10 protein-coding genes and 2 pseudogenes are annotated in these 13,966 nt (G+C 37.7%); 10 read left to right on the forward strand and 2 right to left on the reverse strand.

What is annotated here, in order from left to right; all coding sequences use genetic code 11:
- The 6 genes from ACFINZ_RS08190 to ACFINZ_RS08215 form a co-directional block, all read left to right on the forward strand.
- Positions 1-683, forward strand: a 683-nt coding sequence (locus tag ACFINZ_RS08190; protein ID WP_375684179.1) for an ABC transporter substrate-binding protein, incomplete at its 5' end; no start/stop codon positions are given.
- 357 nt (positions 684-1,040) lie between these two features.
- Entirely contained in the window at positions 1,041-2,657 is a 1,617-nt protein-coding gene (locus ACFINZ_RS08195; RefSeq protein ID WP_375634945.1) for an ABC transporter substrate-binding protein, read from the forward strand.
- Positions 2,658-2,766: 109 nt separating this feature from the next.
- Positions 2,767-3,840 carry an ABC transporter permease gene (locus tag ACFINZ_RS08200; protein WP_375613823.1) on the forward strand — a complete coding sequence of 358 codons (1,074 nt, stop codon included), beginning with the start codon at positions 2,767-2,769 and terminating at the stop codon, positions 3,838-3,840.
- Positions 3,841-3,842: 2 nt separating this feature from the next.
- Positions 3,843-4,772, forward strand: a complete 930-nt coding sequence (locus tag ACFINZ_RS08205; protein ID WP_273790732.1) for an ABC transporter permease — start codon at positions 3,843-3,845, stop codon at positions 4,770-4,772.
- Complete coding sequence (locus tag ACFINZ_RS08210) at positions 4,765-5,649, forward strand: ABC transporter ATP-binding protein (protein ID WP_375633125.1); 885 nt, start codon at positions 4,765-4,767, stop codon at positions 5,647-5,649. The genes ACFINZ_RS08205 and ACFINZ_RS08210 overlap by 8 nt, the downstream gene beginning before the upstream one ends.
- Positions 5,636-6,418 carry an ABC transporter ATP-binding protein gene (locus tag ACFINZ_RS08215; RefSeq protein WP_273790734.1) on the forward strand — a complete coding sequence of 261 codons (783 nt, stop codon included), beginning with the start codon at positions 5,636-5,638 and terminating at the stop codon, positions 6,416-6,418. Before ACFINZ_RS08210 ends, ACFINZ_RS08215 begins: the two co-directional genes overlap by 14 nt.
- 549 nt (positions 6,419-6,967) lie before the next feature.
- Here ACFINZ_RS08215 and ACFINZ_RS12220 read toward each other — a convergent pair.
- Positions 6,968-8,878 (reverse strand): annotated as a pseudogene (locus tag ACFINZ_RS12220) (autotransporter outer membrane beta-barrel domain-containing protein); the annotation flags it as partial.
- A 2,450-nt stretch (positions 8,879-11,328) separates the two neighbouring features.
- Positions 11,329-11,541, reverse strand: a complete 213-nt coding sequence (locus ACFINZ_RS08240; protein WP_375633122.1) for a hypothetical protein — start codon at positions 11,539-11,541, stop codon at positions 11,329-11,331.
- Positions 11,542-12,321: 780 nt separating this feature from the next.
- Here ACFINZ_RS08240 and ACFINZ_RS08245 point away from each other — a divergent pair.
- The 4 genes and pseudogenes from ACFINZ_RS08245 to ACFINZ_RS08260 form a co-directional block, all read left to right on the forward strand.
- The gene (locus ACFINZ_RS08245) at positions 12,322-13,044 is read left to right on the forward strand and encodes a hypothetical protein (protein WP_375701306.1); all 723 of its coding nucleotides are present in this window, start codon (positions 12,322-12,324) and stop codon (positions 13,042-13,044) included.
- A gap of 25 nt (positions 13,045-13,069) precedes the next feature.
- Positions 13,070-13,495: a phage tail protein gene (locus tag ACFINZ_RS08250; protein WP_375701307.1), complete on the forward strand. Its 426-nt coding sequence runs from the start codon at positions 13,070-13,072 to the stop codon at positions 13,493-13,495.
- A gap of 47 nt (positions 13,496-13,542) precedes the next feature.
- The gene (locus ACFINZ_RS08255; protein WP_375638846.1) at positions 13,543-13,797 is read left to right on the forward strand and encodes a tail protein X; all 255 of its coding nucleotides are present in this window, start codon (positions 13,543-13,545) and stop codon (positions 13,795-13,797) included.
- Positions 13,788-13,966, forward strand: a pseudogene (locus tag ACFINZ_RS08260) (late control protein); the annotation flags it as partial. The gene ACFINZ_RS08255 and the pseudogene ACFINZ_RS08260, both read left to right, overlap by 10 nt.

Genomic DNA, 13,966 nt, shown 5'->3' on the forward strand with positions numbered 1-13,966 from the left:
CGATGCGCTATCTCATAGATTATGAAGGTCTTGGCAAGAAGCTTCTCAAAGGTGTTGGTGTTCCACGGGCCAGTTTTATTCCTCTTGGCAACTTTGGGGCTTTAGATGAAAAAGAGGGGCAACCCTTTAAACTTGATATTCAAAAAGCCAAGCAACTTTTAGCAGAGGCTGGTTATCCGAACGGATTTGAGGCAAATTTTCTCGTGTCAAACACTCCTTATACTTTGTTACTTGCTCAGTCACTCCAGGATAGTGCTGCACAGGCGGGCGTGCGTCTTAAAATTGAACGTGTAGCAGGTACACAGTTATTTTCAAAAGTGGATGCTCGAGCTTTTGATACGGCTTTTATCGGATGGAATAATGATTCTGCGGATCCTCATACAATGGCTTCACGTCTTATTTTCAATCCAGATAATCGGTTTGAGGCTAGAAATACAGCCTATCCTAGTTGGAAGCATGGGTATTTTGATGCTAAGATGAATCAAAAAGTTGAAGAAGCGTTGTTTCAAAAAGATCCGCAAAAACGAGCGCAACTCTATGCTGATTTACAACGTGAATTAATGCAAAAAGGACCTTATGCGTTTATCTTTCAACAATATAGCGTTATCGCGATGACACCTGATGTCAAAAAGTGGGTTTGGAATAGTGCGCCACAAATTTTTTATAGTAAAATTGAAAAATAGTGTGTCTTTTTAGTGTTATCAAAGCTAAAAAGAGCTTAATTATAATTGCATGATGAAAATATTCTCCCATATAAAGCTCTTCAGTTTTTTTAGGATGAAACTGTGAGGGATGTTTGTGTAGTAGTATATAATTAAGATCGTTTATAGGGAGCGATGAATATAGAAAGTTATATTGGGGAGGATCTTTGTTTATGGTTATAGATTCTCTGCATCCCGAATATAGACTGATGTATAAGAAAATTATTTTATAGATGCTTAGTTTGATTAAATGAAATTGATGTCTAATGCTATGCTATTTAAGCAAAATCACAATCACTTTGTGTGAAAAGGTAGAAGAATACAAAAGGAAGAGATAAAATGGGAAAACAAAGAATATTGAAAAAAATTTCTATTTTATTAAGCTCAACCGTTTTTTTTAATGGGGCTGTAACATCGGCATTCAGTGCCTCATCTAAAGATATATTGGTAATGGCATGGAATATTGATTCAATTAGTAGTTTTGATCCAGCGCAAACTGTTGAGGTTGTGACGAGTGAGTTATTAACGAATATTTGCAGCGCGTTAGTGCAATATGATGAACATGATCCTACAAAAATTCGCCCTGCTATGGCAAAATCTTGGGACGTTTTAGACAATGGCAAAAGAATAGTCTTTCATCTTCGTGATGATTTAAAGTTTAATGATGGAAGGATGGCTACAGCGCAAGATCTGGTATGGTCGATGCAACGGATTATTAAATTAGGATTAAGCTATGCTCAATCTTTAATGGATTATGGGTTTACCAAAAACAATATTGAAACAAATATTCAGGCTCTTGATGATAAGACTTTACAATTAAAATTAGATAAACCCTATCCTATTCAGCTCATATTGACTGTTATTGGACAATCTTATGCTTCTGCTTTGCTTGATCGGAAAACAATTGAAGCACAGAGTATTAACGGTGATATGGGGAATAAATATTTAGCAACACATACAGCTTGTGTTGGACCTTATAAATTGGTGAGCTGGTCTCCAGGAGATAAAGTTGTGTTAGAGGCGACACAACATTATTGGGGCGAAGTGCCTAAAATTAAGCAGATTGTTGTGCAGCATGTAGCGGATTCATCAAGTCAAAGACTTCTTTTGGAAAAAGGTGATGTGGATATAGTGCGTGATCTTTCTTCAGAGGATATTTTAGATCTTGAAAAAAAGGGAGGACCAGTCAAAATTAGTCGTGTTTTGCGTCCGCAGATTATTTACTTATCGTTAAATAATAAGAATGCAATTTTTGCGAATGAAAAGGTCAGATTGGCACTTCGTTATTTGGTTGATTATGAAGGTCTTGGAAAAACTGTTTTGAAAGGGATTGCTATTCCACGGGCAACTTATATGTCTTTAGGTGTTCCAGGTGCTTTAGATGAAAAAGAAGGTTTGCCTTTTCAGTTGGATTTGAAAAAAGCAAAACAACTGATTACTGAAGCTGGTTATCCTAATGGGTTTAAAGCTAATCTTTTAGTTGGAAGCCTTAGTTATATGTCGTCTGTTGCACAGTCTATTCAAGCCAATGCACGCAAAATTGGTGTTGAGCTTACAATTGAAAAAATGGCACAAAATCAATTGTTGAGCCGTGTACGTGGTGGAAATTATGATACTGCTATTATGGGGTGGGGGAGTGCCGATCCTGATGGACATCCTGCTTCATTAAATCACGTGTTTAACCCTGATCCAACATTTACAAAAAAGCACAATATGTATTTAGCTTGGCGCGCTGGGTATTATGATGAAAATATTAATAACATGGTGATGGATGCTTTGTTTGAGAAAGACCCCAATAAGCGTATTATGCAATATCGTACTTTACAGCATTATGTGCTAGAGCATGGTCCTATGGTTTATTTATTTCAGACATATTATACCGTTGGTATGGGACCTGATGTCAAAAAATGGATTTGGAACAGTTATAGACTTTATTACAATGAAGCAGAAAAATAAAAAGAAGCATGTTATAGAAAATGATTGTAGAACATGCTTAATAAGAGATTGTTTTGTTATATAAAAAGTATTTGCTTTATGTTTTGTCGCTACAGAGGGGATTTTTATAATGGTTTTGCCACTTTCAGAGACTGAAAGAGCTGTATCAGAAAAGCAGAAAAAATTATTTTTATGGGATTTTTTATGCAAAGGATTGAAACTTCTTATTTCAGTTTTTATCACATTGCTTGGGTTGGTGACGATCACTTTTTTTCTTGGTCATCTTCTTCCTCTAGATCCGGTTCTGTCTATTCTTGGTGATAATATTAGTCAGGAAGCTTATGATGCAATGTATTATAAGCTGGGTCTTGATAAGCCGTTGATTGTCCAATATTGGAAGTATCTTCATAATGTATTTTTGTTTGACTTTGGAGATGCTTTAACTTCTGGGCGACCTGTTCTAGCCGATATTATGCGTGTATTTCCTGCAACATTAGAGCTTGCAACCGTTGCTATTGTTATTGGCACAAGTCTTGGAATTCCATTTGGTGTTTTTGCAGCAATGTATCGCGATTCATTTATTGATTATGTTGTCCGTGTTTTTACACTTGTAAGTTATTCTACTCCAACATTTTGGCTCGGATTAATGGCGTTGTTAATATTTTACGCCAAACTTGGCTGGGTTGGTGGCCCAGGACGACTTGATTTTCTTTATGAATATTCTTTTGAACCAAAAACAGGATTTTTCCTTTGGGATACTGCAAGCCAAGGACAATGGGAGGCTTTTGGTAATGTTTTTAGTCACGTTATTATGCCTGCTTTGATCTTGGCTTTCGGTGCTATGGCTTATATTAGCCGTATGACTCGTGGGTTTATGATTGAGCAGCTTAATCAGGAATATATCATTACTGCACGTGTAAAGGGATTATCGTGGGCGCGAACCGTTTGGGGGCATGCCTTTCGAAATGCTGCTGTTCAAATTATTACCGTTGTTGCACTTTCTTATGCTTTTTTATTAGAAGGGGCTGTTTTAACGGAGACAGTTTTTGCTTGGCCTGGTTTTGGACATTACTTGACAAATGCTCTTTTAGCCGGAGATATGAATGCAGTTGTAGGATGTACTTTACTTGTAGGATTTATCTTTGTCGCCATTAATTTATTTTCTGATTTGCTTTATCGCATTTTTGATCCAAGGACACGTTGAATATGACAGTAAGTAATCATCATAAATCGCAATCATCATCTTCTTTGGGTAGTTGGTTAAACGATCCTGTTCCAAACTCCATAATTCAAGCGAACATACAAAGAATTTATCACGCACTGGCTAAGTTTTTTCATAACTTTTCGGCTGTATTCGGTCTGCTTATTATTTGTATTATTATCATATGTGCATTTTTTGCTCCTTGGATTGCTACGCATGATTTTCTTAGCAATGATCTAGGGCATCGGTTGCAGCCACCCTCTATGGCGCATTATTTTGGAACAGATGAATTGGGACGTGATATTTTTAGTCGCCTTGTTTTTGGTTCCCGTATTACTCTTTATGTTGTTTTTCTTACAACAGTTATTGTAGGTCCAATAGGGCTTATTGTTGGAACTGTATCTGGTTATATGGGCGGATGGGTTGATACTGTGCTCATGCGCATTGTCGATATTTTTCTTGCTTTTCCAGGTTTGATTTTAGCTCTTGCATTTTCAGCCGCATTGGGACCAGGGATTGAAAATGCTTCTATTGCAATTTCAATTGCAGCATGGCCACCAATTGCACGTTTAGCACGTGCTGAGACTTTGACAATACGTTCTTCTGATTATGTTTCTGTAGTTCGCCTGCAAGGGGCCTCTGCTTGGCGAATTATTTTGTTTCATGTTGCGCCCATGTGTATTCCTTCAGTGATTGTACGATTAACTTTGGATATGTCTGGAATTATTTTAACGGCTGCTGGTCTTGGTTTTTTAGGGTTGGGAGCTCAACTTCCAAGTCCTGAATGGGGTGCGATGCTTTCTTCAGGGCGGGAATTTATGATGACAAATTGGTGGTTGGCGGCAATACCAGGCTGTGCAATATTATTTGCAAGTCTTGCTTTCAACCTTTTAGGTGATGGTCTTCGTGATGTATTGGATCCACGCAATGGGTAATAAATTATTAGAAGTAGAAGATTTACGTATTTCTTTTCTTACAACGCGCGGCATGTCAGAAGTTGTGCGTGGCGTTAGTTTTTCTGTTGGAAAAGAAAAAATTGGAATTGTTGGTGAATCCGGATCTGGAAAATCGATGACTGGGCGCGCAATACTAAGGTTGAGTCCAAAAGCAGCCATTGTTAAAGCTAAAAAAATGCGCTTTGAGGATGTTGATTTATTGGCCGCAAGTGAACCTCAGATGCGAAAAATCCGTGGGAAACGTATTTCAATGATTTTACAGGACCCCAAATATTCACTTAATCCATTAATACGGATTGGGGAACAGATTATGGAGGCTTACCGTATTCATTATTGTGTTTCAAAAGCTGAAGCGAGGGAGCGCACCATATCTATGTTAGAATCTGTTCATATTCGTGATCCTGAACATGTGATGCGTCTCTTTCCTCATGAAATATCTGGGGGGATGGGGCAGCGCGTGATGATTGCAATGATGCTCATTCCAAAACCTGATTTAATTATTGCCGATGAGCCAACATCTGCACTTGATATTACGGTCAGACGACAAGTTTTATCTGTATTAGATGAACTTGTGACAAAATCTGGAACGGGACTTATTTTCATTAGTCATGATTTAAATATGATTGCTGATTTTTGTGATCGTATTTTGGTGATGTATGCGGGCCGTGTGTTAGAAGAGTTGCCTGCTTCTGATTTGTCTCACGCTTGTCATCCTTATACAAAGGCGTTGCTCGCGAGTTTGCCACGGCTTGATAATCCAGTTGATATTTTGGCTGTTCCTGAGCGTGATCCTGATTGGTTGTATAATCCTACGATTGTTAATGGAGTTGAGGAGGTTCCTCATGACAAATTGTGAGAATATTATTGATGTTTCTAATTTATCTGTAACTTTTGGACACAGGCATAAGGCAGTAACAGTTGTTAAAAATGTTAATTTTCATATTAAGCGTGGTGAAGCTTATGGTTTGATTGGTGAATCCGGATGTGGAAAGTCAACTATTTTGAATACATTGGTGGGGCTTATTCCAGATTATAGTGGAAAGTTTCTTTTTGCTGGACAAGAAGTTGAAAAGAAAAGAAGTAAGGATTTTTTACGCTGTATTCAAATGGTTTTTCAAGATCCTTATGCTTCGCTGCATCCAAGAAAAATGGTCCATACGGTTCTTTCTGAATCGCTCAAAATCCATGGAATGGATAATCAAAGAGAGCGGGTGGAGGATGCTTTAGATTCCGTTGGTTTAGATTCTTCATTTCTTTATCGTTATCCTCATGAGTTGTCTGGAGGGCAGCGTCAGCGTATTGCTCTTGCACGTGCTTTAATTATTGAGCCAGAGGTGTTGTTGCTTGATGAGCCAACATCTGCATTGGATGTGTCGGTACAGGCTGAAATTTTAAACTTGTTGAAATCACTGCGCGTGAGAAAAAAGCTTACTTATTTGATGGTGTCCCATGATCTTGCTGTTGTTGCACATATTTGTGAACGTGTTGGAATTATGCATAAAGGGATTATTCTTGAAGAGCTTAGCAATGATGAATTGCGTAATCTACATGCGCAACACGATTATACAAAGGAGTTTTTTGAAGCAAGTATAGAGCCTATTGTCCATAGAGAGCAAAGAGCATGATCAATTTTACAGAAGAGAAAATGCAATTTTATTTGTTTTGAAGTTTCTGGAGATGTTTGGCGGCATTGTTAAGAGGGAAGGGGATAATAGGATTTTTTCAGTATGAATTTTCTGGGCAGTGTTTGAGCTGTAATATTTTAAATCCTATTAGAACTTCCATTTTGAAATATATGAGTGACTTATAACATATCCCTTTGTTTGATATTATTGCATTATTTTTTACTTATCATTTTATGTTCAAAAGTTTTATTTTGGGATTTTAAGCATTAAATTTGTGAGAAATAACAAAAGATAGTAATGTTGTATTTTCTAGAAAAGCTTCTCATTATTTTACAATATCATTTTGTTTTTGGTTGTTCTCTTTTTTACAGTTTTATTCTTTATAAAAAGAATTTTTTGTAAAAAACATCCAATGGTCAATGACTGTCTTCAAATATTTCGCTGTTCTCTATTTAAAAAAGCGCTTAAAAACAGCTTATAATAAACCAAAAAGGCAGCAATATGCTGCCTTTTTGTTAAATTGAATAGGCTGTTTTTTACAGTCTTGATTTAAAACTGATAGAGTATTCCTCCTGAAAAGCTTGCACCACTTATACCAGTTTTTTGAAGCTTTTGTTGATAGCTGACATCACCATGAAGGGAGAGGTTAGCGGACAATTATACACTAATACCAAGCCCACCTTCAACGGAACTTCCCAAGGGGTCACATTTATAATACTTATCAATATGGAATGTCTGATCATTACCAAAGGTTTTGATTAAGTTTAATTTTCCATAGAAAGACATAGGACGGCTGTTTTCAGTGGCAATGGTTTTTGTCAAACGTCCACCAACACGGGATTATCCATTGAGAAGGATTTTGCATCTCAATGGTCAGATTATCAGCATCTTTAATGGTATCAAACATCAAATGTTGATAGGCAAGCTGTGCCTGCGGTTCGAATGTTACGGCTTGAATACCCGTTGCAAATTGTTTGCCAACAGTGGTGGAGATACTCAACATTTTGGCGTTTTTCAATTTTGCAGTTTTACCAATGAGAGCATTGGTGATATCTCCCTTTATTATCCCATAGGATAAAAGCGTATCAAGATAGAAACCATTGTCACGCTGTTTACTGCCATAGGCGGCGGTGAGTTGAAATGACTATTTATTCAATATGCTCTTACTTGCTGTCTTGCATATCTTTGGGGGTGAAAGAGAGTTGCCCGTAGGTTCGGACAAGACCCAAATGTGTTGTAGATATTTTTCCCTTCTGCGCGACAAGGTTAATAGCTCCTTGTAGAACAGCATAGTGAAGATGAGCACTGCTATAACCATATTTACTAGGAGCACTACTTATCAGAAAATAAGCTTCCTGTTTCTCCATAGGCGTATAAGAAAAAGCCATTCCGTTTGTCTTATTCTTTCCTTAAGACAGATGTCGCATATTGGCTAACAGTTGCACTTTGCTTATCCATATCGGTCAATCCAGCATACAAGAGAGCACATGGCATGATAAAATAGCTTGTATTTATGGCACGATGGTTTTTACTTTTGAGTCGCTATCAAGCAGTACTGGTTGTAAGCGAAAATCCCAGAAATTTTTATTTTCTCCTAAAAGGTTTTGTTCAGCATTTGTTTTACTGTGGTTTGATTTTGGTCCATAAGCTTTCAGTATATATTTATAAGGTGAACCACTTATTGTGATATAGTCCTGTGCAAGTTTGAAAGAGTTTTGATTTACTTTCCCAGAAACTTGAATGAGTGAAAGACCACGTGCACTGGTAAGAGCAGAAGCATCTGCTTTAATATTGTTCTTTTCTAAATGTCCAGTGATATAAACCAGTGTAGTCCCTGAAACATCACCGTGAATCAGAAGATGGTCAGCTTTTTGTTTGTTTATGGCAGCACTATCACTCCATTCGACGTTGAAATGAATTTCTGCTTTTCCTGTAGCATTGTAGACTTTTTAGTATTTGGTCTGCCAGATCCTATGTGCAACGTGTGATAATGATCTTCAGTTGGCTCTTCAAAAACAATAGAGCTGTTATTGATGTTAAGGACAGAAATATCAGAACGTGCTCTTTGAGCAATATCAAGCAGTTTTTTGTTCTGGCTTTTTTTATTTGTGCTTGTTTTCAATATCCATTTCGTATTGTTTTGCAAATCAAAGACTGTTTTGAATTTTTTTCAGTGCTCACTTTGCCGTCTAAGATGGAGTGATCGGCGTTTAATGTAAAAGTGAAATCATTTTTTTTCGTTGAAGCTTCGGTTACTAATAAAACATTGGCACGGATTTCTGAATTTTTGAGATTGGCTTTACCAATTGATTCATTTGCATTAATTCCAGTACCGTTTTTAATATGAAGTTTTGCATTGGTTAAATTGATTTCTGATGTTTTATTGTTCTTAGATTTTTCAAATGCTATACCTCTATCTTCTGCTGTGGCAGAAACATTTGTTACATCAATATGTCCATTATTATTTACAACAAATGCACTATTTTCGGCAATTATTGTCCCTCCATTCATTTTGATTGTGCTGCCATTTTCTGAATAAAGTCCGATCTCAGCATTTTTAATCGTTGTATGGCCATATAATTCAACTAAACTGCCAACATCTTGGCTTTCCGCACCGAATCCGTTACTATCTGCCGTTATTAGAGTAACATTCGTGGCTTTAATATGTCCACCGTTTCCGGAAAATAATGCAGTAGTTTTACCTTGTACTGTTCCTCCCGTTATGGTGATGGTGGATTTTGAGTCTTTTGCATAGAGCCCACTGTCATCAGATGATGTAATTTGAGCATTGTCAGTTAAAGTAATAGTGCTGCCGTTTATGGCAGATACTGCTGCACCTTTTGCGTTAAATGATCCTCCAGAAACTGTTATTTGAGAACCATTATCTGAAATTATGCTATTGATTGCTTGCGGAACGGTTACATTTTCTAAAGTAATGGCACTTCTTCTTGCAATTATTGCATTGATTAGTAGTGCATTATCCTTACGATTTAATATCGTTACATCTTTCAGTTTGTTATTGCTCTTGTTTTTTAATAAGTGAATGCCTGCTTCGGAAGCAGTAATGGTTCCTCCGATCATTTTGATTGTGCTATCGTTTTGCGCATCAATTCCGATTTTAACGTCACTGATCGTTGTATTTCCAAGCAATTCAATCACACTGTTAGAGCCAGAGGCTGCTGCACCAGCAGCTACACCACTGCCATTATTAGTTGCTTTTAAAGCAACATTTGTAACCGTAATATGGCCACCTATGTCTGCTTCTAAGGCTGTATATTTTCCTGTCACGTTTCCTGTTGTCATTGTAATTGTGGATTTTGAGTCTTGTGCATAGAGGACTGCTTCATCATGTGACGTAATTTGAGCATTGTCCATTAAGGTGATACTGCTACCGTTTTGAGCACATATTGTTGCATAGCTTGAATCAAATGATCCTCCAGAGATTGTTATGTTAGAACGATTATTTGCAATTACGCTGTTGCCTGTTTGAGTCACTTTTACATTTTTTAAAGTGAGACCACTTTCTTTCTCTAGAAGAATTCCTTTGCCTGAATTTCTATCTTTACCGGTTGATATTATTACATTTTCTAGTTTACTTTCGGTGCTCTTACTATTCACGAAGCCAACACCAGTATTCTTAATCGTTGTATTGCCATATAATTCAATCATACTATTAGCGCTATTGACTCCTGCGCCTATTATAGGAACATCAGTGACTTGGCCCCCATGTTCATTTGTTGTTAGAGCAACATCCGTGACCTTAATATGTCCACCGTTTTCTGCGACCAACGCTAATTCTCCGGTTACTGTTCCTCCCGTCATTGTGATGGTAGAATGTAAACCATTTGTGTAGAGTCCTTTGCTATTCGATGATGTTGATGTAACTTGAACGTTATCTTTTTTACTACTAGTTAAAGTAATGTTACTGCCGTTTCCAGCGTATGCTCCTACGATTTTCCCCTCAAATGATCCTCCAGAAACCGTTACTTTAGAATGATTATTTGCAGCTATACCACTTTTTGCCTGCGTAACTGTTACGTTTTTTAAAGTGACGTTACTTTCCTTGTCGGCACCTATTCCTGTGATTTTAGGCTCTTTATCGTTACTGCTCGATATTTTCACATTTTCTAGCTTGTTTCCATCGCTCTTACTATTATAGAAATCAGCACCGATTGCAGAAGCTGTAATGGTCCCTCCGATCATTTTAATCATTCCACTATTTTGTGCATGAAGACCGATTACAGCATTCTTAATTGTTGTATTTCCATGCAATTCAATCATGCTGTTCGGACCGCCGGCGACAACTGTTCCGATTTTATCATTCGTCGCTGTTAACGCAACATCCGTGACCTTGATATGTCCACCGTTTTCTGCAACCAACGCCATTTTTTCTGTGATTACGCTTCCTCCCATCATTTCGATTGTGGTTTCTGAATCTGTTGCATGGAGTCCAGTGCCATGAGATGATGTAGCTTGAACATTATTGGTTAGAGTTACGCGACTGCCATTGTAAGCAGATATTGCTGCTTTTGTGGCATCAAATGATCCTCCCAATATCGTGATTTCAGATTTATTATTTGCAGTAACGCTATTCATTGCCTTAGTCACTTTTACATTTTCTAAAGTGACTTCACTGTCTTTGTCTGCAAATATTGCAAAAGTTAGTGGAGCTTTGCCTTTGCCACTTGATATTATTATATCTTTTAGCTTGTTTTCAGCATTCTTACTGTTCAAGAATTTAGCGCCAGTGTTGGAAACTGTAATAGTTCCCCCGGTCATTTTCAGTGTAGCACCATCTTTTGCTTCAAGACCGAAAAAAATGCTAGAACCAGTTCCTTTAATGGTTGTACCATCCAGTAATTCAATCGCAGTGTTAGAACCTTCAGCTGTTATAGCGTGCGCATTTGTGCCTATGTTGGTGTTTGTTTTTTGTTTCCGATAATCGTCAAATGCTTGCCGATAATTTGACCACCTTTTTTTGCGTGAATAATTTCGTAGGTTTCGTTGGAAACTTCTTTTTTACTTTCTGAAATTTCAAGATTTTTAGCTTGTGCATTAAGATTGATAGAAGAAAGTACAACTGCCACAATTGCAGTGCAGGATAGAAGAAAATTTTTAGGCATCAGTCTACTCCTTTTAAAGCCCCCAACATTCATTTTCCCGCTAACTTCATAAGCAGAAGTGAAAATAGATATTGCTTTTATTTTAATAACACAGCACTTTGATATTTTGTTTTGCTTTTTTTGTCAAAATTAAAGTTGTATTTATGTTTAATTATGTAATATTAAATTTAATTCATAATGTATTTTTATCTAATTATATTTTAAAAATAAGTTTTTTATTAGTGATATATATTATTTTATATCAATATTTATTTATTTTAATATTTATTGATGTATAATTAAAGAAATACAGTTATATAAAATAAATTAAAAAATATAATATAAATAAGAATAGTAGTGTTTTTAATATTGTACATTTTCAAAAAAATGAGAGATTTTATAGTTTTAAAGTTAATAAATAATAAATATTTTTGTGTGTAATTTACTTTATATTTTATATTGAGTGGAAAAAGGTGAAATTAGAGTGGATATGTGATAATTGATTGTTCTTACCTACATTATGTATCGAATGAGTTTTTGACAGCAAAAATGAGAGAAGGCTTTAATAGAGCGTTGAGGGTTCTTTGAGTGCTCAGTGTCTTCTTTGAACAAATAAAATATAAAAATATGTAGAATCCGCTGATAAGCCACAATTTCCGAAAGGCTACATACTATACAAAACTCCGTTGGATGTAGTTTGACATTAGGTTTTGTACTAAGTGGGAAGAGGTGAGATTAGTTAGAAATACGTGATAATTTATTGTTTTTATGGTTATTTTTTACCATTAAATGCGCGTTTTAATGGCATGGGGCAAGGACCATCCCGTTTTAACAAGCGCCATTATCAAAACCATTGCCGCCCTGATGGCTTTTAACATTGTTCTACGTGTGTTGCGCTTTACCATGACTGGCGCACACGTCTTGGTTTATTTTGGTGCTGAACCCACCACCATCACCAAATGGAAAAACATCATTGCTGCTGCTTTTGATCTCTCTCAAACTTGGCAAAAGTTCAAACAAGGGCTTGGCGCTGTTGTTCAAAGCTTTGAAGGTTTGTGGGAGGGCGTTAAACAAAGCCTTTCCAATTTTTGGCAATGGTTGAAGAGTTTTTTTACACAGGAAAAGCTCTCGGAGGGTGCCAAGGCTGGTATGGAACAAGCCGGCGAAGATTTAGCCAATTGGATTGTCGATGGTTTTATGGCACCCATCACAAAGTTGAGCGATTTTTGTAAATCTTTGCCCAGCCGCATTAAGGGGTGGATTGGGTCGATTGATGTAAGAGAGTTTTTGCCAAGTTTTTTGGGAGGCAAAACAACCATTCAGCCCATACCACAATTTGCGGGGGCGGGGCATGCAAATTCCCCTTTTACAGAAGCAAAAGGCAAAGATCACTCCCTCATCACACACAATCAAAATGTCACGGTGCATGTTAATGGGGCGCGTGAACCCATGGACACTGGTCGTGCGGTTGCTCATGCTTTGCAACGGGCACGCGCCAATGCCTTGCATGGCGGGACAGAGTAATGACACAATCAAGGGGAGGGCGTCTATGAGAGATCCTTTGCTAATGTTAGGACCACATCTCTTCTATGTAGACTGGCTAAATTTCCAATCCTTTGAGGAAGAGTTTTCTGCCTCATGGGTTTGTATGGAGCGTTTTGGCAAGGCACCCAGTTTGCAATTTACCGGCTATGGCAATGATCCCAAAACCATTCATGGAGTTTGGTTTCCAGAAGAATTTGGGGACCGAGTAGCGATAGATGCCATCACTACAACTATCCGAAGAGCAAAGCCGGTCCAGATGCTTCGTTGGATCAATGATACCACCTATAGTGTCCTTCTCCATGGACCCGTAGTAATCACCACGATCAATAAAGACCATGACTATATCAGTCGCTCTGGTCAATCCCAGCGCATCCGCTATTCCATTACGCTCTTGCCCTTTTTTAATGGCGGAAAACCACAAGGACAATAGCAAGAGGGACAAATCCAAGCGGGACAAATCCAAGAGGGACAAACTCTATGAAGATACCAGAAAAACATGTTGTTGTAGAGCTAGAGGATATGAGCCTCGATCTCCTTTGCTTTCACCATGTCATGGCTGTGTTAGGGGACCGTTCTCAAGTTGGGGGACTAAACGGCTATTTAGAAGCCACACTGGAAGCCAATCCAGAGATTGCCAAATATGGTGTGTTTTTACCGCGGGGCTTAAAGGTCATTCTGCCTGAATTTGTTAGCCAAGAGAAGAATAGTGTGGTGAAAAGGCTATGGGATTAAGGCGTTCACATCCTTTTATTGAGGTGAGGGTGGGGGATAAGCTTGTTCATGAGGTTTTTTACCAGCGTCTTTTAACCGCAACTATCACGGATCATGCCGGGAATGAAGCCGATACATTTGAAGCAGAGTTTGATGATCGTGGCAATGATTTAGAGGTTCCCTCAAGCAA

Source organism: Bartonella sp. AA81SXKL, assembly GCF_042196945.1.
GTDB lineage: Bacteria > Pseudomonadota > Alphaproteobacteria > Rhizobiales > Rhizobiaceae > Bartonella.